At 67.3% G+C, this 19,118-nt stretch carries 20 protein-coding genes, 1 tRNA gene and 1 riboswitch; of the genes, 13 read left to right on the forward strand and 8 right to left on the reverse strand.

Annotated elements, in window-relative coordinates; genetic code table 11:
- Positions 1–46: 46 nt before the first annotated feature.
- Positions 47–1,684, reverse strand: coding sequence for a cation acetate symporter (locus ACIOU8_RS16730; protein ID WP_400791860.1), 1,638 nt, complete (start codon positions 1,682–1,684; stop codon positions 47–49).
- Positions 1,681–2,028 carry a DUF485 domain-containing protein gene (locus tag ACIOU8_RS16735; protein ID WP_400791863.1) on the reverse strand — a complete coding sequence of 116 codons (348 nt, stop codon included), beginning with the start codon at positions 2,026–2,028 and terminating at the stop codon, positions 1,681–1,683. Before ACIOU8_RS16735 ends, ACIOU8_RS16730 begins: the two co-directional genes overlap by 4 nt.
- A 108-nt stretch (positions 2,029–2,136) precedes the next feature.
- Between ACIOU8_RS16735 and ACIOU8_RS16740 the strand changes: the two genes are divergently transcribed.
- The 3 genes from ACIOU8_RS16740 to ACIOU8_RS16750 all read left to right on the forward strand — a co-directional run bounded on the left by ACIOU8_RS16740 (position 2,137) and on the right by ACIOU8_RS16750 (position 3,854).
- Positions 2,137–2,994 (forward strand): LuxR C-terminal-related transcriptional regulator, encoded by an 858-nt coding sequence (locus ACIOU8_RS16740; protein WP_400791865.1) that lies wholly within the window; start codon positions 2,137–2,139, stop codon positions 2,992–2,994.
- Between the two features lie 72 nt (positions 2,995–3,066).
- Positions 3,067–3,134: riboswitch (guanidine-III (ykkC-III) riboswitch) on the forward strand.
- A gap of 10 nt (positions 3,135–3,144) precedes the next feature.
- Entirely contained in the window at positions 3,145–3,471 is a 327-nt protein-coding gene (locus ACIOU8_RS16745; protein WP_400791867.1) for a DMT family transporter, read from the forward strand.
- A gap of 38 nt (positions 3,472–3,509) precedes the next feature.
- A complete protein-coding gene (locus ACIOU8_RS16750; RefSeq protein WP_400791869.1) occupies positions 3,510–3,854 on the forward strand; it encodes an Lsr2 family protein in 345 nt (114 codons plus the stop codon).
- 1 nt (position 3,855) lies between these two features.
- On the opposite strand, the gene ACIOU8_RS16755 is transcribed toward ACIOU8_RS16750, so the two are convergent.
- Positions 3,856–4,500, reverse strand: a complete 645-nt coding sequence (locus tag ACIOU8_RS16755) for a MarR family winged helix-turn-helix transcriptional regulator (protein ID WP_400791871.1) — start codon at positions 4,498–4,500, stop codon at positions 3,856–3,858.
- Between the two features lie 59 nt (positions 4,501–4,559).
- Here ACIOU8_RS16755 and idi point away from each other — a divergent pair, with 59 nt between their 5' ends.
- From idi to ACIOU8_RS16795, 8 genes are read left to right on the forward strand one after another with little or no spacing between them, the layout of a single operon-like run.
- Positions 4,560–5,099, forward strand: coding sequence for an isopentenyl-diphosphate Delta-isomerase (idi, locus tag ACIOU8_RS16760; RefSeq protein ID WP_400791874.1), 540 nt, complete (start codon positions 4,560–4,562; stop codon positions 5,097–5,099).
- Between the two features lie 2 nt (positions 5,100–5,101).
- Positions 5,102–6,193, forward strand: coding sequence for a polyprenyl synthetase family protein (locus ACIOU8_RS16765; protein ID WP_400791876.1), 1,092 nt, complete (start codon positions 5,102–5,104; stop codon positions 6,191–6,193).
- Positions 6,190–7,095, forward strand: coding sequence for a phytoene/squalene synthase family protein (locus ACIOU8_RS16770; protein WP_400791878.1), 906 nt, complete (start codon positions 6,190–6,192; stop codon positions 7,093–7,095). The genes ACIOU8_RS16765 and ACIOU8_RS16770 overlap by 4 nt, the downstream gene beginning before the upstream one ends.
- Positions 7,092–8,693, forward strand: a complete 1,602-nt coding sequence (crtI, locus tag ACIOU8_RS16775; RefSeq protein WP_400791881.1) for a phytoene desaturase family protein — start codon at positions 7,092–7,094, stop codon at positions 8,691–8,693. Before ACIOU8_RS16770 ends, crtI begins: the two co-directional genes overlap by 4 nt.
- Positions 8,693–9,034 carry a lycopene cyclase domain-containing protein gene (locus ACIOU8_RS16780; protein ID WP_400791930.1) on the forward strand — a complete coding sequence of 114 codons (342 nt, stop codon included), beginning with the start codon at positions 8,693–8,695 and terminating at the stop codon, positions 9,032–9,034. Before crtI ends, ACIOU8_RS16780 begins: the two co-directional genes overlap by 1 nt.
- Positions 9,031–9,375, forward strand: a complete 345-nt coding sequence (locus ACIOU8_RS16785) for a lycopene cyclase domain-containing protein (protein WP_400791883.1) — start codon at positions 9,031–9,033, stop codon at positions 9,373–9,375. The genes ACIOU8_RS16780 and ACIOU8_RS16785 overlap by 4 nt, the downstream gene beginning before the upstream one ends.
- Positions 9,372–10,259, forward strand: coding sequence for a prenyltransferase (locus ACIOU8_RS16790; protein ID WP_400791885.1), 888 nt, complete (start codon positions 9,372–9,374; stop codon positions 10,257–10,259). Before ACIOU8_RS16785 ends, ACIOU8_RS16790 begins: the two co-directional genes overlap by 4 nt.
- A 58-nt stretch (positions 10,260–10,317) precedes the next feature.
- Positions 10,318–12,504 (forward strand): MMPL family transporter, encoded by a 2,187-nt coding sequence (locus ACIOU8_RS16795; RefSeq protein ID WP_400791887.1) that lies wholly within the window; start codon positions 10,318–10,320, stop codon positions 12,502–12,504.
- Positions 12,505–12,520: 16 nt separating this feature from the next.
- On the opposite strand, the gene ACIOU8_RS16800 is transcribed toward ACIOU8_RS16795, so the two are convergent.
- Complete coding sequence (locus ACIOU8_RS16800) at positions 12,521–13,189, reverse strand: FadR/GntR family transcriptional regulator (protein ID WP_400791890.1); 669 nt, start codon at positions 13,187–13,189, stop codon at positions 12,521–12,523.
- Positions 13,190–13,350: 161 nt separating this feature from the next.
- On the opposite strand from ACIOU8_RS16800, the gene ACIOU8_RS16805 reads away from it, so the two are divergent.
- Positions 13,351–15,063: a 2-isopropylmalate synthase gene (locus ACIOU8_RS16805; protein WP_400791933.1), complete on the forward strand. Its 1,713-nt coding sequence runs from the start codon at positions 13,351–13,353 to the stop codon at positions 15,061–15,063.
- On the opposite strand, the gene ACIOU8_RS16810 is transcribed toward ACIOU8_RS16805, so the two are convergent.
- The 4 genes from ACIOU8_RS16810 to ACIOU8_RS16825 all read right to left on the reverse strand — a co-directional run bounded on the left by ACIOU8_RS16810 (position 15,025) and on the right by ACIOU8_RS16825 (position 17,751).
- Positions 15,025–15,098 (reverse strand) — tRNA-Arg (locus ACIOU8_RS16810). The genes ACIOU8_RS16805 and ACIOU8_RS16810 overlap by 39 nt on opposite strands.
- Before the next feature lie 41 nt (positions 15,099–15,139).
- Positions 15,140–15,637, reverse strand: coding sequence for an HNH endonuclease (locus tag ACIOU8_RS16815; protein ID WP_042539885.1), 498 nt, complete (start codon positions 15,635–15,637; stop codon positions 15,140–15,142).
- Between the two features lie 328 nt (positions 15,638–15,965).
- Complete coding sequence (locus tag ACIOU8_RS16820; RefSeq protein ID WP_400791894.1) at positions 15,966–16,760, reverse strand: M23 family metallopeptidase; 795 nt, start codon at positions 16,758–16,760, stop codon at positions 15,966–15,968.
- Positions 16,761–17,049: 289 nt separating this feature from the next.
- Positions 17,050–17,751 (reverse strand): metal-dependent transcriptional regulator, encoded by a 702-nt coding sequence (locus ACIOU8_RS16825; RefSeq protein ID WP_400791897.1) that lies wholly within the window; start codon positions 17,749–17,751, stop codon positions 17,050–17,052.
- Positions 17,752–17,850: 99 nt separating this feature from the next.
- Here ACIOU8_RS16825 and serC point away from each other — a divergent pair, with 99 nt between their 5' ends.
- Positions 17,851–18,963, forward strand: coding sequence for a phosphoserine transaminase (gene serC / locus ACIOU8_RS16830; protein WP_400791900.1), 1,113 nt, complete (start codon positions 17,851–17,853; stop codon positions 18,961–18,963).
- Positions 18,964–19,118: the final 155 nt, after the last annotated feature.

Genomic DNA, 19,118 nt, shown 5'->3' on the forward strand with positions numbered 1-19,118 from the left:
CCCCGACGAGTAGGCCGTCGGGGTCCACGTTCGCATCACCGCCGGATCAGTGGTCCACGGCTTTCTCCGCTCCGAACCCGGTCAGCGAGCGCACCTCCATCTCGGCGGCCAGGAGCGGCGACTCCTTGGTGCGGCTCGTGACCGTACCGAGCCAGCCGAGGAAGAACCCGAGGGGGATCGACACGATGCCCGGATTGTTCATCGGCCACAGGACGATGTCGATCCCGGGGATCATCGACGTCGGCGAACCGGAGAACACCGGCGACAGGACGATGAGGATGATCGCCGCCGCAAGACCGCCGTACATGCTCCAGACGGCACCCCGGGTGTTGAACCGTCTCCAGAACAGCGAGTAGAGGATCGTCGGCAGGTTCGCCGAGGCGGCGACCGCGAAGGCGAGCGCCACGAGGAAGGCGATGTTCTGCCCCTGCGCGCCGATGCCGCCGACGATGGCGAGGATGCCGATCACGACCACCGTTCTCCGCGCGACGCGCACCTCGCCGTCGGGGTCGGGTTCGACCGGGTTTCCCCCGGAGTCCTTCTTGCCCTTCTGGATCACGTTCGCATAGATGTCGTGCGCGAACGAGGCGGCCGCCGTGATCGTGAGTCCGGCGACCACGGCGAGGATGGTCGCGAACGCGACCGCCGAGATGAAGCCGAGCAGCACAGGCCCACCCAGATACAGCGCGAGCAGCGGCGCTGCCGAGTTCGGCCCGCCGGGTGCTGCCGCGATCACATCCGCGCCGACGAGTGCGCCCGCTCCGTAGCCGAGCACCAGCGTCAGCAGGTAGAAGCCACCGATGAGCCAGATGGCCCACACCACCGAGCGACGGGCCTCCTTGGCCGTGGGCACCGTGTAGAAGCGCATCAGCACGTGCGGGAGCCCAGCGGTTCCGAGCACCAGGGCCATGCCGAGCGACACGAAGTCCCACGGGTTCGCGCCGTACTGCAGCCCCGGCCCGAGGATGGCATCGCCCTTGTCGGAGTTCGCCACAGCTGCCTCGAGCAGCGTGTTGAGGCTGAACCCGTTGATGGCCAGCACCCAGATCGTCATCGCGATGGCACCGCCGATGAGCAGGAACGCCTTGACGATCTGCACCCAGGTCGTGCCCTTCATGCCCCCGATGAGCACGTAGACGATCATCAGCAGACCGACCACGGCGATCACGATCGACTGCCCGACCCGGCCGTCGATTCCGAGAAGCAGCGAGACCAGGCCGCCGGCACCCGCCATCTGGGCGAGCAGATAGAAGAAGCACACGGCGAGCGTCGTGATCGCGGCGGCCATGCGCACCGGGCGCTGCTTCAGACGGAAGGACAGCACGTCGGCCATGGTGAACTTGCCGGTATTGCGCATGAGCTCTGCGACGAGAAGCAATGCGACGAGCCAGGCGACGAGGAATCCGATCGAATACAGGAACCCGTCGTATCCGTTGATCGCGATCGCTCCGCAGATTCCCAGGAACGACGCCGCAGACAGATAGTCGCCGGCGATCGCGAAGCCGTTCTGCGGCCCCGTGAACGAGCGGCCCGCTGCATAGTAATCAGCGGCCGTCTTGTTGTTCTTGCTCGCCCGAATCACGATGAACAGCGTCACCGCGACGAATGCACCGAAGATCGAGATGTTGAGAATGGGATTGCTCTCGACCTCGGCCGCCTGGGTCGCAGTGTGGATCATGTTCATGCCTCCGCCTGCGCCTTCTCGAGTTCGTCACGGATCTCGGTCGCTATCGGGTCGAGTCGGCGATTGGCGAAGGCGACATAGCCCATCGTGATCGCGAAGGTGGTGACGAACTGTCCGAGACCCATGAGCAGTCCGACGGTGATATCACCCCACACCCGCTGCGACATGAAGTCGATCGCGAATGCGGCGAGCAGAACGTAGACGAAGTACCAGATGAGGAAGAACGCAGCGAGCGGGAAGATGAACGATCGCTGCGTCTTCTTCAACTCGCGGAATCGTGGTGATTGCTCGACGGCGATGTAGTCGATCGCTCCCGGCGAATCTGCCGTCTGATGGTCTGTCATGGGGCCTCCTTGCCTCATGTGCTGCGGCTCGCCCGGATTCCCAGGCGAATGATAGGGTCGACGCTACGAAACGGGGAACAGCGCCGTCACCCCCGAAAGTAGGTAGTCGTGAGCACATCGACCGAGATGGAATCGGAGACCGAGCTCGTCGCCAGAGCGGTGCGCGAGCTCGCTCGGCGCACCCGGTTCCCCGTCGCCTTCGGGGGACTCGTCGACGAGGGCGTCGTCAGCGTCACCAGCATCGTCGGAAACCGCACTCGCAGCCTCGACGGACTGCGCGTGCGACCCGAGCGTGGTCTCGGCGGGCGGGCGATGATGGAGCTGCGCCCTCGGATGACCAGCGACTACAGGTCCTCCCAGCAGATCACCCATGACTACGACGTGTTCGTGCTCGGAGAGGGGCTGCGGACGCTGCTCGCTCTGCCCATCGTCGTGAGCGGTCGCCCCCGGGGCGTCCTCTACGCCGGCACCTGGGAAGCGACGCCTGTCGGAGGCGTGACGACCGCTCCGGCGATGCAGGTCGCGCAGTCGGTGGCGGAGGAGCTTCGCGTTCGCGACGAGGTGGAGCGACGACTGCGCGCAGTGTCACCGGCATCCGAATCGGTCGCGCCGCGCCATCGTGAAGAGCTGCGCGAGAGTTTCGCGGAGCTTCGCAGCATCGGGGCGTCTGTCGACGACGCTGATCTGCGCGCGCGGATCGCACAGGTGGAGCAGCGTCTCGTGATGCTCGCGGAGGACGCTGCGCCGACGGGGACCGGACCGATCTCGACCGTCCATCTCTCCCGACGGGAGACCGACGTGCTCGCCTGCGCGGCCCTGGGGGCGACGAATGCGGAGATCGCGGGACAGTTGGGCCTCCGCCAGGGCACGGTCAAGGCATATCTCGGCACGGCCATGTCGAAGCTCGACGCGTCGACCCGCCACGCTGCCGTGGCCAAGGCGCGCCGCGCCGGACTGCTCCCCTGAGCATCCCGCACGCGCGGCGATCCGCGCAGCAGAGCTGCACAGACACTGCCCAGCGCTGACGACTATCGTGAATACTGGTCGGTGAACCCCGGCCCCGGACGAGGCAGACCAGTACCCGGTGAGCGAAAAGACTGGTCCGAAAGGACCATCATGTCGTGGATAGTGCTGATCTTCTCCGGAGTTCTCGAGGCCGTATGGGCGACCGCCCTGGGCAAATCCGAGGGACTCACCAAGCTGTGGCCCAGCATCATCTTCGTGGGCGGCCTCACCCTCTCGATGCTCGGGCTCGCATTCGCGATGCGTGATATCGCGACCGGCACCGCATATGCGGTGTGGGTAGGAATCGGAGTGACACTCACCGTCATCTGGGCGATGGTCACGGGCGACAGCGAGATCTCCTGGGCGCGAATCCTTCTGCTTCTCGGGCTCGTCGGATGCATCGTCGGCCTGAAATTGATCGACCCAGGACACGAATAACATTCCGGAACACGTTTATCCGGAGTAGTGTCATTGTCATGGCAAGAAGAATTGTGCACCAGTTGGTCGATGACATCGACGGAAGCGTCCTGGACGTGGGCGAAGGCGAGACCGTACATTTCTCGCTGAATGGAACTTCTTACGAGATCGACCTGAATACCGCGCACGCTGAGGAATTGCGCGCGGCATTCGAGCCGTACATCTCGGCAGGGCGGCGAGCAGGCTCGCCCGTGTCGGCGCGATCGTCTGCGCCTCGCAAGCGCGCAGGTCGCAACCCCGAGGTCGCCGCGATCAGGGCGTGGGCGAACGACAACGGGTACACGCTCTCGGAACGGGGCCGCATTCCCGGTCCGGTCGTCGAGGCGTACAACGCCGCACACTGACTCACTCTGAGGTCGCGACTCCGGGTTGGGCCCACGGCTCATCCCGGAGCGTGATCTCCTTGGCCATATCCGAGAGGAATCGGATGACCACGTCACGCTCATCCGACGTCAGTCGAGCCGCTGAGTAGAACCGCTTGGCCTGTTGACGACCGACCGTCTCCATCGCCGCCTGTCGCGTCTCCGGAGTGATGGTGATCGCGAGAGCACGCCGGTCTGTCGGGTGCGGCGCGCGCCGGATGTGACCGCCCTTCTCGAGGCGATCGAGCAGCTTGGTCGTCGACGCCGTCGATATCCCGAGGTGGGTCGCTATCCCCCCGGGAGTGGCCGTCGCGCCACGGTTCTCGCAGACGATCAGATAGTGCAGCGCACGCATATCCGTGTCATTCAGCCGCATGTAACGCCGCGAGGCGAGCGACAGCTTCTGCTCGGCATCCCGGAGCTCGCCGAGCGCCCCCATGACCAGCGCGATCTGGCGCAGATCCTCGGGAGCCACCCCTGACCGGTCGATCAGAGTGCTCCGCGGATCCGCCGACTCGACGTCGTAGATCGCCGCGTGGGCGAGACCGTCGGGCGAGATGTCCTCTTGTCTCGAGAGCACACCCGACGCGCCGCTGCCGCGGGGGGTGGCGTCGGGTCCGTCGTGCATGACATCATGCTACACACGAATGTTTCATGTTATGTTGATTATTAGCTAAGCTAGCGAAAATGGAGGAGGTTCCCCCGTTGGATGAGGTCACCCTCCTTTCTGCAGACGGAGTCGCGATCGGCACACGCGCGAAAGACACCGTGCACACGACCGATACCCCTCTTCACCTGGCCTTCTCCTGCCACGTCTTCGACCGTGACGGGCGACTTCTGGTGACGCGACGAGCACTCGCCAAGCGCACGTGGCCCGGTGTGTGGACCAACAGCTTCTGCGGCCACCCGCGCCCCGGCGAGGACATGACGGATGCGGTGCACCGCCGTGCGAAGGACGAACTCGGCCTCCGCCTCACCGACGTCTCCCTGGTGCTGCCCGACTACCGCTATCGGGCCGTCGACGCGAGCGGGATCGTCGAGAACGAGATCTGCCCCGTCCATGTGGCCATCGCAGACGGTCCCCTCTCCCCCGACCCTGACGAGGTCGCCGAATGGGCATGGGTCGACCCGGCGGAGTTCGCCGACTCCGTTATCGGCGCCACCTTCGCCTTCAGCCCCTGGCTCGTCGAACAGCTCCCCCAGCTCCGAGACCTCGGGGTGGTGTGAGCATGACCGTGACCGTGACGCAGGCCGCGCCGCGAGAGGACATGGGCACTCGAGTCGAATCATTGCTCCGCCAGCGCTTCGACCTGCACTGCGAGAACGCCGAGGCGTACGGAAGCGAGTTCGCCGCACTCTGGCGCGCGACCGCAGACCATGCGCTCGGCGGCAAGCTCGTGCGCCCGAGGCTGCTGCTCGACATCCACCGCGCGCTGGTCCCGTCCGCCGACGACAGCGCGACGATGGCCGCCGTCGACATCGCGACCCACATCGAGTTGCTGCACTATGCCTTCCTGCTGCACGACGACGTCATCGACGGAGACCTGACCCGTCGCAAGCGACCGAACCTGATCGGACAGCTCGCGGCAGGTGCGCCAGGCACCTCCGAGGAGGACTCGCTGCACTGGGCCAGATCCAGCGCGATCCTGATGGGCGACCTGATGCTCTCGGCCGCGATCATGGGCTTCGCCAGGGCAGAGGTCTCGGCGCCCGCACGACGACGCCTGCTCGACCTCGTCGAGCAGACCATCCTCGAGACGGTGGCCGGAGAGCACACCGACGTCGCACTGAGCCACGGGATCATCGCCTCGGACGTCGACACCGTTCTCACCATGAGCGTCTACAAGACGGCGACCTACTCTTTCTCCCTGCCACTGCGAGCGGCGGCGCTCCTCGCCGAATCGTCGGCGTCCGCCGAAGCGACGCTGCAGTCCGTCGGCCGTCACCTGGGCCTCGCCTACCAGCTGCAGGACGATCTGCTCTGCGTGTTCGGCGACCACCGCACACACGGCAAGGATGCGTACTCCGATCTGCGGGAGGGCAAGGAGACGGCCCTGATCGCGTTCGCACGTTCGACGAGCACCTGGGAGCGCATCGCGCCCCGATTCGGATCCCCAGACCTCAGCCTGCAGGACGCCACCGCAATGCGCGATCTGCTGCGCGAATGCGGAGCCGAGCGATTCGTCGTCGGCCTCATCGGCGATCAGCTCGACTCGGTCTACACGCTGCTGTCCGAGGCGGAGCTCGCCGGCGAGATCAGCTCGGATGCCGCACGGTCGATCCTGGTCTCCGCCTCTCGCCTCGAAGGACGCCAGGCATGACCCCGACCCCTCACGACGCGTCTGGTGCGAGTCTGGGGCGATTCAATCGCGCCGCCGACACCGCATCCACCGAGGTCATCCGCACCTACTCGACGTCGTTCGGGCTCGCGACGCGGCTGCTCGGTGAGAGACACCGCCAGCACGTGCGGAACATCTATGCCATGGTGCGCATCGCCGACGAGATCGTCGACGGGGTCGCCGCACAGGCAGGACTCGACGAGTCAGCCCAGACCGACGCACTGGCGTCCTATGTGGCCGAGACCCACAGGGCGATGAGCGTGGGATACAGCACGGACCTCGTGCTGCATGCCTTCGCGCGCACGGCGAAGGAGTGCGCGATCGGCGAGGACCTCACTCAGCCCTTCTTCGACTCGATGGCCGCCGACATCGCGACCGACACCGACTTCACGGCGTACGACGCGGAGGCGCACGAACGCTATGTGTACGGCTCTGCGGAGGTGGTCGGGCTGATGTGTCTGCGCGTGTTCCTGCGAGACGAGAAGCGCACGACCGGCGAGCTCGAGACCCTGACCCACGGGGCGCGACAGCTCGGCGCGGCCTTTCAGAACGTGAACTTCCTGCGGGACCTCGCGGACGACACCGAGCGCCTGCACCGCGGATATCTCGGCGAGAGCGGCCGGCTCACCGATGCCGACCGCGACGACTGGGTACGCACGATCACGGCGCAGCTCGACGACGCGGCGCGCTCGATCCCCCTGCTGCCGAAGGACGCTCGCGCCGCCGTACGCAGCGCCCACGCACTGTTCACCGCCCTGACGAGACGCGTGGCGAAGACTCCCGCCTCGAGTCTGTACGAGCGCCGCGTGCGGGTCCCCGATCCGATCAAGGCGCTGCTGGCCGCGCGATCGGTGCTCGTGACGGCGATGGAGCGGAACCGATGAGTCGGGTCGCAGTGATCGGCGCGGGAGTCGCCGGGCTCGCTGTCGCCGGACTGCTCGCCCGCGATGGTCACGATGTGACCGTCTACGAGAAGAACAGCCGAGTCGGCGGTCGCGCGGGAACCATCGAGCGCGACGGTTTCCGGTTCGACTCCGGGCCGTCGTGGTACCTCATGCCCGAGGTGTTCGATCACTTCTTCGAGATGATGGGCACCTCGACGCAGGATCAGCTCGACCTGACGCTCCTCGACCCCGGATACCGCGTCTTCCAGGCGCCGGAATCCGACGGACACCCGTCGCCCTCCGTCACGGTGCCCACCGGCCGCGCGGCGGTGTCTCGTCTCTTCGAGTCTCGCGAGCCCGGCTCAGCACAGGCTCTCGACGCCTATCTCGACTCGGCGCACGACGCACGTGTCATGGCCGAACGCTATTTCCTCTACAACCCGTTCACGCGGTTGCGCACGCTGATGACACCGGAGGTGCTGCGAGCCCTTCCCCGTCTCTTCACGCTTCTGGGCACACGTCTGCAGTCGTTCGCCGCCCGGCGCTTCCGCGATCCGGTGATCCGTCAGCTGCTCGGATACCCCGCGGTGTTCCTCGGCACGGATCCGCGCACCGCCCCCGCGATGTACCACCTCATGAGTGCTCTGGATCTCGACGAGGGCGTCAGCTATCCGCAGGGCGGGTTCTGGCGGGTCGTCGAGCGCATCGCCGAGCTGGCAGAGGCTGCGGGTGCCAAGATCGTGCTGAATGCCGACGTCACGGCGATCACCACCGGCATCCGAGCAGGCGCACCGACTGTGACGGGCGTCGCGTGGCGCGACTCCGAGGGGAGCGCGCACACGGCGGAGGCGGACATCGTGGTGTCCGGCGCCGATCTCCACCACACCGAGACGGCGCTGCTGCCGCCGCACCTGCGCACGTACCCCGATTCGTGGTGGCAGCGGCGCACGAGCGGACCGGGTGCGGTGCTCGTGATGCTCGGCATCCGCGGCTCCCTGCCCGAGCTGCCGCACCACTCGTTGTTCTTCACCGAAGACTGGGATGCGAACTTCGACGCCATCTTCGGCGATGCGCCCGAGATCCCCTCCCCCGCCTCGACCTACGTCTGCCGTCCGAGCGCCACCGACAGCAGCGTCGCACCCGAAGGCCACGAGAACCTCTTCGTGCTGGTGCCGATCCCGGCTGACACGGCCTTGGGCTCGGGCGGCTCCGACGGCGGCGGATCACCGGCGATCGAGCAGGCGGCGGATGCCGCGATCGACCAGATCGCGAGCTGGGCCGGCATCGACGACCTGCGCGAGCGCATCGTGGTGCGTGAGACGAAGGGCCCCGCAGACTTCCTCGAGGACTACAACTCGTGGCGCGGCGGGATGCTGGGGCCCGCGCACATCCTCTCTCAGAGCGCGATGTTCCGGGCTCAGAACGAGTCGCGCCAGATGTCGGGGCTCTACTACGCGGGCGCCACGACCGCACCGGGAGTCGGTGTTCCGATGTGCCTGATCAGTGCTGAGATCGTTCTCAAGCGGATCCGTGGCGACCACTCCAGTGGGCCCCTCCACGTCTCGGCCACCGCTGCGTCCCCGAGCGGAACGGTGTGATGGGCTTCGTGTATCCGGCGCTCCTGCTCGCCACCCTGGGATGCATGCTGCTGCTCGACTGGCGGTTTCGGCTGTTCTTCTGGCGCGACGCCGTGACCGCGGCCGTCGTCACGGTCGTCGGGCTCGCGTTCTTCCTCGTCTGGGACGTCGCAGGCATCGCGGGAGGGATCTTCTTCCGTGGCGACTCGGCCATCGCGACAGGGATCGTCCTCGCACCCGAGCTCCCGATCGAGGAGCCCGTCTTCCTTCTCTTCCTCATCGTGTGCACGATGGTCGTCTACACCGGTTCCGTGCGGATCCTGACAAGACTGAGCCGGCGCCCCAGCGAGGTCGCACAGTGACCTACATAGAGCTCTCCGCCTGGTTCGTCGGCGCCGCTGTCGTGGCCGCCGTCGTGCTGTCTGTCGTCTCGGGTCGGCACCGTGCCCACGTCGGGGCGATGGCCGTGACGATCGTGGTCCTCTTCATCCTCACCGCCGTGTTCGACACGGTGATGATCGCCACCGGGCTGTTCCACTACTCCGCCGATCATCTGCTCGGCATCCACATCGGCCTCGCGCCTCTCGAGGATTTCGCCTATCCGCTCGCCGGGGCGGTGCTGCTGCCGACTCTGTGGGCGGCGCTGCACGCCCGTCGACGCGTCCGTGACGACAGCTCGGCCGTCGATGGGGAGCCCTCATGACCTCATCGACCCGCGGCGCCATCGGTCGTGACACCGCTCAGATCCTGCTGTCCTCCCGTCCGATCAGCTGGATCAACACGGCCTTCCCCTTCGCAGCGGCATATCTTCTCAGCACGCGCGAGATCGACCTCACGCTGATCATCGGCACCCTGTACTTCCTGGTGCCGTACAACCTGGCGATGTACGGCATCAATGACGTGTTCGACTACGCGTCCGACCTCGCCAACCCGCGCAAGGGCGGGATCGAGGGCGCGCTGCTCTCTCCCCGCATCCACCGGGCCACCCTGTGGGCGGCGGTCGTGACGAACGTCCCGTTCCTCGTCTACCTCGTCGCGGTCGGAGGCCCCGCGTCCTGGTTCTGGCTGGCGCTCAGCGTGTTCGCCGTGATCGCCTACTCCGCACCGAAGCTCCGGTTCAAGGAGCGGCCGTTCCTCGATTCGACGACGTCGAGCCTGCACTTCGTGACCCCTGCGATCGTGGGTCTCTCGCTGGCCGAAGCGTCTGTCACGCCCACAGCGGTCATCGTGCTCATCGCGTTCTTCCTGTGGGGCATGGCCGCACACGCCTTCGGGGCTGTGCAGGACATCGCACCCGACCGAGAAGCAGGCATCGGCTCGATCGCGACCGTGATCGGAGCCCGTGCGACCGTGCGGCTGTCGATCGCGCTCTGGACGCTCGCCGGCATCGCGATGCTGTTCACCTCGTGGCCCGGCCCTCTGGGCGCTGCGCTCGCACTGCCGTACATCGTGAACGCCGCGCCCTGGTGGAACGTCACCGACGAGACCTCCGCGCGCACCAATCGCGCCTGGCGGCGTTTCATCTTCCTCAACTACTTCGCCGGGTTCCTCGCGACGATGATCCTCATCCTCGCCTGGGTCTCCTGACACCCACCACCGCTGATGCCCATCCTGCACGACCCCTGCATGTCCCGAGAGGAACCCGATGTCCAGCCCTGAGCACGCGCCCGTCCCGTCGACCAGGGTGCGCGCGCGGCGCCACTCCTGGGCCCGCGTCCTCATCCCCGTCGCCCTGATCCTGGTGTGGCTGGTCGGCGCAGGGCTCGGCGGCCCGCTGTTCGGCAAGGTCGACGAGGTCTCGTCGAATGATCAGACGAGCTATCTGCCCGAATCGGCTGATGCGACTCAGGTGCAGAAGCTCCTCGGCGAGTTCAACGACAGCGACGCCATCCCGGCGATCGCCGTCTTCGTCTCCGATGACGAACTCTCGGAGTCGGATCTCCAGACCATCTCGGATGCCGTGGCCGACGCGCCATCCGTCGAAGGCGTGAGCGAGGACGTCTCCCCCGCTCTGACCTCGGAAGACGGCAAGGCGGTGCAGGCGTTCATCCCCATCGAGGGAGACGCGGAGCTCGCCGACGCGATCGACGCACTCGGCGCTCAGCTGCGGGAAGCTGCTCCTGATGGCGTCACCGTCTACATCACGGGTCCTGCGGGGTTCAGCGCAGACCTGGTCGCCGGGTTCGCCGGCATCGACGGACTGCTGCTGGGCGTCGCCCTTCTCGCGGTGCTCGTCATCCTGGTGCTGGTCTACCGCTCGTTCCTGCTGCCCATCGTCGTGCTCTCGACGAGTCTGTTCGCGCTCTGCGTGGCGCTGCTCGTCGTCTGGTGGCTGGCGAAGTTCGAGGTGCTGCTGCTCAGCGGCCAGACCCAGGGCATCCTGTTCATCCTGGTCATCGGAGCCGCAACCGACTACGCCTTGCTCTTCGTGGCGCGTTTCCGCGAAGAGCTCCGCGTCAGTCAAGACAAGGGAACGGCCGTCCTCGCGGCGTGGAAGGGCTCGTTCGAGCCGATCGTCGCCTCCGGCGGCACCGTGATCGCCGGTCTCCTGTGCCTGCTGCTCAGCGATCTCAAGTCCAACAGCACTCTCGGGCCCGTGGCAGCGATCGGCATCGTGTTCGCGATGCTCGCCGCGCTCACGCTGCTTCCTGCGCTGCTGCTGCTGTTCGGCCGTGCGGTGTTCTGGCCCCGGCGTCCGAGATTCGAGCCCGAGGTCGTCGCCGAAGAGCACGGCATGCGCAAGACGGGGCTGTGGGCGCGACTCGCACGCCTGATCACCCGGCGTCCGCGCGTCATCTGGATCGTCACGACCCTGGTGCTGCTCGCCGGCGCCTCCGGCGTGCTGCAGCTCAATGCCGTCGGCGTGCCGCAGTCCGACCTCGTGCTCGGCGCCTCTGAGGCCCGCGACGGACAGGTGGCCCTCGGCGAGCACTTCCCCGGCGGTTCGGGCAGCCCCGTCTACGTGGTCGTCGCGGAGGGCCGGCTCCAGGATGCCGCCGATGTGCTTCTCGCCGACGACGGCATCGACGGCGTCTCGGTGACCGCCGCCGATTCGCCGAGCGGTGCGGCGACGGTCACCGAAGACGGACTCGTCGCGGTCGGTCCTCCGGGGACCCCCGTCCCCGAGCCCACCGTCGTCGACGGTGAGGTCTTGCTTCAGGGCACGTTGACCGACGCAGCCGACTCCGACGCGGCTGCCGACACGGTGCGCGATCTGCGCGCCGAGCTGAACGAGATCGATGCACTGGTGGGAGGAGTCACCGCGACGGCCATCGACACCAACGATGCCTCGATCCATGACCGCAACCTGATCATCCCGGTGGTCCTCGTGGTGATCATGCTCATCCTGATGCTGCTGCTGCGCTCGATCCTCGCCCCGGTGCTGCTGATCATCACCACCGTGCTGTCGTTCGGCACGGCCATGGGCGTCTCGGCACTGGTGTTCAACGGCATCTTCGACTTCCCTGGCGCCGATCCTGCCGTGCCGCTGTACGGGTTCGTGTTCCTGGTCGCACTCGGCATCGACTACAACATCTTCCTGATGACCAGAGTGCGCGAGGAATCACTCGAGCACGGCACACGCGAGGGCGTTCTCCGAGGGCTCTCGATCACGGGAGGCGTGATCACCTCCGCCGGTCTCGTGCTCGCCGCGACCTTCGCCGCGCTGGGTGTGATCCCGATCCTGTTCCTGGCGCAGCTCGCGTTCATCGTCGCGTTCGGCGTGCTGCTCGACACGTTCGTGGTGCGCTCGCTGCTCGTGCCGGCGCTCGCCTACGACCTCGGTCGCGTGATCTGGTGGCCCTCGAAACTGTGGCGCAGCGGTCGCGACTGATCGGGTCGGCTCCGCGTCAGGACAGAGCCCGCGCGAGGTCGGCGAGGTGGCTGCGGCTCTCGGCGCCCGCTGCCACGGAGTCCCGCGACGCGATGGCGTCGGCGAGTCGGGCGTGGCGGTCGTCGTCGGGCTGTCCGCCGTCGTCTGCTCGCAACCGGAGCATGTCGATCATCGCCTGACGCAACCGCGGGGTGAACCCGTCGAACAGTTCCAGCAGAATCGGATTGTGCGCGGCGGCGATGATGCTGCGATGGAACGCGGTGTCGGCGTCGACGTGGGCCTCGACCCCGGGCGCATGGCCCCTCCGCCCTTCGAGAGCCCCGCGGATGAGCCGCAGATCCGATGCCGTCCGGCGCGTGGCGGCAAGAGCGGCCGCCTCGGTCTCGATCGCCGTCCGCGCCTCGATGACGGCGATGATGTCGGCGCGCCGGAGCACCGCGTCCCAGTCCTCCGGCACTTCCAACGCGGTGACGAAGACCCCTGACCCCTGACGAGTCGCGAGCATCCCCCGACCGGCCAGCTGGCGGATCGCCTCCCGGACCGTCGACCGCCCGACCCCCAGCTGGGCGGCCAGCGTCGTCTCACCGGGGAGCTTCTGCCCCAGCTGCCACTCCCCTGCGCCGATGCGTGCCCGCAGGATGTCCGCCGCCTGATCAGCGAGCGGAGTGCGATGGATCTGTGCCATGCACTCATCCTAACTTGTCAACTTGTCTGAGGAGTTGTTACGGTGAACGGATCTCGACCCGCACAGGAGCCCTCATGTCCACCCCGTTTCCCACCCTCGCCACGCCCGTCGGCCCGATCCCCGAGGCCTCACCGCCGTGGAACCGCCAGCGCTCATCCCAGATGCCGTGGAACCGCTATACCTCCGTGTTCGACCGGGTTCCCGTCCCGCTCACCGACCGCGAATGGCCGTCGCGGGTTCTGAGCGCTGCCCCTCTGTGGGTCCCGGTGGATCTGCGGGACGGCAATCAGGCGCTCGCGGAGCCGATGGACCCGCAGCGCAAACGCCGATTCTTCGAACTGCTGGTCGCGATGGGCTACAAGGAGATCGAGGTCGGGTACCCGTCGGCGTCGCAGACCGACTACGACTTCGTCCGGCTGCTCGCCTCGTCGGAACTCGCCCCGGACGACGTCACGATCGTCGTGTTCACCGCGGCCCGCCGCGACCTGATCGAGCGCACCGTCGAATCGGTGCGTGGAGTGCGGAATCCGGTCGTCATCCACGTGTACACCGCGACTGCACCCACCTGGCGCGATGTGGTGCTCGGGCGCAGCCGCGCAGAGCTCGCCGACCTGATCCTGAGCGCCGGGCGGGACGTGCTCGAGCTGACGGGAGAACGCCCCGACATCCGGTTCCAGTTCTCTCCCGAGGTGTTCAATCTCACCGAACCGGACTACGTTCTCGACGTCTGCGACGCCATGACCGCACTCTGGGATGCCACCCCCGAGCGTCCCGTCATCCTCAACCTGCCGGCGACCGTCGAGGTCGCGACGCCGAACGTGTACGCCGACCAGATCGAGTACATGCACCGGAACCTGGCACGGCGAGACGGCGTGATCCTGTCGGTCCATCCGCACAACGACCGGGGAACCGGCGTCGCCTGCGCCGAGCTCGCCGTGCTCGCCGGCGCACAGCGTGTCGAGGGGTGCGTGTTCGGCAACGGGGAGCGCACCGGCAACGTCGACATCGCGACTCTCGCGCTCAACCTGCACGCGCAGGGCGTCGATCCGATGATCGACTTCTCAGACATCGACGAGATCCGACGCACCGTCGAGTACTGCAACGGCATCGAGGTGCACCCTCGCCACCCCTATGTCGGCGACCTCGTGCACACCGCCTTCAGCGGCACTCACCAGGATGCGATCCGCAAGGGGCTCATCGAGCATCGCGCCCGCGCGGAGGCCACGGGATCCTCTCCCCGTTTCCAGAAGTGGCGCGTGCCCTATCTGCCGATCGACCCCGCAGACCTCGGCCGAAGCTACGACGCCGTCATCCGCGTGAACTCCCAGTCGGGAAAGGGCGGCATCGCGTACCTGCTCGACAGGGACTTCGGAGTGGAGCTCCCCCGACGCCTGCAGATCGACTTCGCCCGCACCGTGCAGTCGCACGCGGATGCGGTCGGTGACGAGGTGTCCCCCGCCGCCCTGTGGGCACTGTTCGAGCGCACGTACCTCTCGGCGCCGGTGAACGAGCGTCTCGCACTCGAGCACTATCGAATGGACGATGCGCAGATGACGGTCACGCTGAGAGACGGCGACGACGTACACATGCACACGACGACCGACGAGGGCCCGGTCGCCGGACTGATCTCCGCTCTCGCCGACGCAGGCGTCGCTCTGGAGATCCTCGCGCTCCATCAGACGAGCATCGGCGAAGGGAGCGACGCGGACGCTCTCACTCTGCTCGAGTATCGGGATGTCCGTGGCACCGCGTGGACGGCGGGTCGGGCAGAATCCGTGCTCGAAGCGAGCTTCGAGGCGGTGATGCGGGCGGCATCGATCAGCCTGACCGAGGGGTGCCCTCGACTGGATTCGAACCAGCGACCTGCCCTTTAGGAGAGGGCTGCTCTATCCTGCTGAGCTACGGGGGCGAGGGTTCCATTCTAGACGAACCCTCGCCCCCACCTTCCGCTCACGCCGCGAGGGCGAGATACGGCTCCCACCTCGGGTCGCTCCGCTCGGTGCCGCGCACCGTCCATGCGGTGCCGTGAGGGGGCCGCGGGGCGAAGCGCAGCTCCCAGCGCATCTCCTGCGGCGTGCGGTCGCTCTTCGTGTTGTTGCAGCGCAGGCAGCACGCGACGAGGTTCTCCCATGAATCGGCTCCGCCCCGTGAGCGCGGCATCACGTGGTCGATGGTCGATGCCGCCTTGCCGCAGTAGCCGCAGCGGTGATTGTCGCGGCGCAGGACTCCCCGCCGGGTCACAGGCACTCGTCTGCTGGCGGGAATACGCACGTAACGCGAGAGGACGATGACGGCGGGGCGGTCGTAGACGCCGTGGCTGCCCCAGACGGGGTCGTCTTCCACGCGTTCGATCACGGTGGCCTTGTCGTTCATGACCAGGACCAGGGCTCTCTTGAACGACACGATCGCGAGCGGTTCGTATCCTGCGTTCAGTACAAGTGTGCGCATCGTCATCCTCTCGATCCGCCGGGACGGCTTCCCGGCACTCTCGAATCACACGAAGCCGCACGGAGCGGAAGCGTTCGCAGGGACGAAAAAAGGCGCTGTCTACAGACAGCGCCTCATACGCACGGCAACGCCGTGGTGTCCCTGCGGACGATGCCGAAGGACGTGACGACCGAGGGCATCCATGGTTCGGATGCTCGGTATTCGCTCCATCAGCTTCTCCCGCCTGTGCGACAACGGGTTCAGGCTAACCCATCAGGAGTACCCGAGGGCGAAACTGCGGGTGAACTCCCGGAGGCGTGTCCGCGGGGAAGCGAGATGGATGACGCGATCAGCCCGCGTTGGCACCGAGCCAGGCGATCGGCTCCATGAGGCCGCCGTTGACCCAGACCTCGAAGTGCAGATGGTTGGCTGTCGAACGCCCGGTGCTGCCCACGAATCCGATCAACTGACCTGCGGCGACGGTCTGGCCGGCCTGGACCTGGCGCGAGCCGTAGATCATGTGACCGTACGTCGTCTGCACGCGCTGACCGCCCACGACGCTGTCCAGCATGACTGCGACGCCGTATCCGCCGATGCTCTCTGCCGAGGCGCGCACGACGCCGGCAGCGGCTGCATAGATGGGGGTTCCCGCGGGAGCCAGCATGTCAGCACCCTGGTGGGCACCGCCGACCGTGCGGCTGACGTTGTACGAACCCTGCGGAAGCGGATACCGGACCTCGCCGGAACCGGGCGACACGAGCGCATAGCGACCGGTGTCGATCTTGGTCCCCGAGGTCGAAGCGACGGATGCCGCAGCAGCGGCCGCACGGGCCGCGGCAGCTTCTTCCGCCTTCTTCTTCTCGATCTCACCCGGAGTCGTGGCGGTGAACGTGCCGCGGCTGAGCGGAGCGGACGTGGCATCGGAGGCGACGACCAGCGACTGGGCGTCGACAGCAGCCATCTGCTGCAACGTCGTCGCCGTCTCGGCCGGCTTCGTCGCGGCGTAGGCGGGGAGAGCGACAGCGGCGACGAGAGCACCGACGGCCCCGAAGATGGCGATCGAACGCAAGGGCTTGACGACCTTGCGAGCATCGACGCGGCTGCGAGAGCTGCGTGCGACTGCGTGATCTTCAGTTGTCTTCATGGGCGATTCGATGTCTTTGGCCAAAACTTGATCCTCCAGCGCCTGCGCGCTCGGGTAGCGCTGGCTCGTCGGCACTCTGCTCTCGTGGCACGAATGTAGCTCGGGTACGTTGTGCGGTCTGACCGAGAGGTCGACGAGCCTGGAAGGCGAGTCCTCTCGGGTGTCGTCAGTGGGCTTCTTCGACGACTTGTCCGAGGTTACCGGAAGATAACGATCCTGTCACCCCGCGAACCTGGCAATCCTCGGAGACGCGGAATCACGCGGATCTCGGGCCGATCAGACCGGTCTGTCAGGCGGGTTCGCCGACCAGGAAGATGTGCGAGGCGAGTTCGACGGGGAGTTCCAGGCCGTCTTCCTTGCCCTCCATCTGGATGAGGACGTACCCCTCGTTGAAGCGGTAGTCGCCCTTCGCGCCGGGCACGACTCCCGCATCGCGCAGCTGCTCGAGCAGCTCGGGATCGACCTGAGCGGGCTCGGCGAGGCGACGCACGGTTCCGTCGATCGGAGCACCTGCGGCGTTCAGCTTCTGCACCAGCCCGATGACGCCCTCGTCGAAGGTGCGCGCAGGAGAGTCACCCAGCTGGTCGAGTCCGGGGATCGGGTTGCCGTACGGAGATTCGGTCGGGTGGCCCAGGAGCTCGACCAGTCGACGCTCGACCTGCTCGCTCATGACGTGCTCCCAGCGGCAGGCCTCTTCATGCACGTAGGCCCAGTCGAGACCGATGACGTCGGACAGCAGGCGCTCGGCCAGCCGGTGCTTGCGCATGACGTTGACGGCCTTGCGGCGGCCTGCGTCGGTCAGCTCGAGGGTGCGGTCTTCGGAGACGACGACGAGACCGTCGCGCTCCATGCGCCCCACCGTCTGGGAGACCGTCGGGCCCGAGTGTCCGAGACGCTCGGAGATTCGCGCACGCAGCGGCACGATGTTCTCCTCCTCGAGTTCGAGGATGGTGCGGAGGTACATCTCCGTGGTGTCGATCAAGTCCGTCATGTGGCCCTCCGGGTCTTCTTAGGCAAGCCTACATTCCCGCGCGGACATCAGGGCGTCATGAGGTCAGGGCGCTCGGGATTCACGCCGTAGGATCGACGCATGGCGATCGAGATTCCCCGTGACCTCCTGCCCGCTGACGGCCGCTTCGGCTGCGGTCCCTCGAAGGTGCGCACCGCGCAGCTCGACGCGCTGCTCGCCGCGGCGCCGACCCTGCTCGGCACCTCGCACCGCCAGGCGCCGGTCAAGAACCTGGTCGGCAGTGTGCGTGAGCAGCTGGCGGCGCTCTTCCGTCTTCCCGAGGGCTACGAGATCATCGTCGGCAACGGCGGTTCGACGGCGTTCTGGGATGCAGCGGCCTTCGGCCTGATCGAGCGCCGCAGCCAGAACCTGGTGTTCGGCGAGTTCGGCGGCAAGTTCGCCGCCGCCGCGGCAGCCCCGTGGCTCGAAGCGCCCGATGTCCGCAAGTCCGAGCCGGGTTCCCGCACGGCCGCAGAGGTCGTCGAGGGCATCGACGTCTACGCCTGGCCGCACAACGAGACGTCCACCGGTGTCGCAGCCCCCGTCGAGCGCGTGATCGCCGACGGCGCTCTGACCGTCATCGATGCGACCAGCGCTGCCGGAGGCATCGACTTCGACGCTGCTCAGGCGGACGTCTACTACTTCGCGCCTCAGAAGAACCTCGGCTCCGACGGGGGCCTGTGGTTCGCCGCGGTGTCCCCTGCCGCGGTCGACCGCATCGAGCGCATCGCGGCCTCCGACCGGTACATCCCGGAGTTCCTCAGCCTGAAGAACGCCGTCGACAACTCGAGGCTGAACCAGACGCTGAACACGCCGGCACTGACGACCCTGCACCTGCTCGACAGTCAGCTCAGCTGGATCCTGTCGAACGGCGGCCTGTCGTGGGCCGGAGCCCGCACCGCGGAGTCCTCGGGGATCCTCTACGACTGGGCATCGGAATCCGCCGTGGCGACCCCGTTCGTCACGGATGCCGCCCACCGCTCACCCGTCGTCGCGACCATCGACTTCGACGACAGCGTCGACGCAGCGGCCGTGGCCAAGACCCTGCGCGCCAACGGCATCGTCGACACCGAGCCCTACCGCAAGCTCGGCCGCAACCAGCTGCGGGTCGCGACCTTCGTGTCGATCGAACCGGACGACATCCGACAGCTCACCCGCGCGATCGACCACGTGCTCGAGCACCAGGGCGCCTGACGCCGGGAGTCAACCAGAGAAGGGGGGGGGGGGGGGGGCGGGGCCCGCGCGGGGGGGGGGGGGGGGGGGGGCGGCCCCCCGCCCCCGGGGCGGGGGGGGGGGGGGGGGGGGGTGCCGGGGCCGGCCTCGGGGGGGGCCGCCCGGCGGGCGGGGCG

It is taken from the genome of Microbacterium sp. NPDC087589 (assembly GCF_044743635.1).
Taxonomy (GTDB): Bacteria; Actinomycetota; Actinomycetes; order Actinomycetales; family Microbacteriaceae; genus Microbacterium.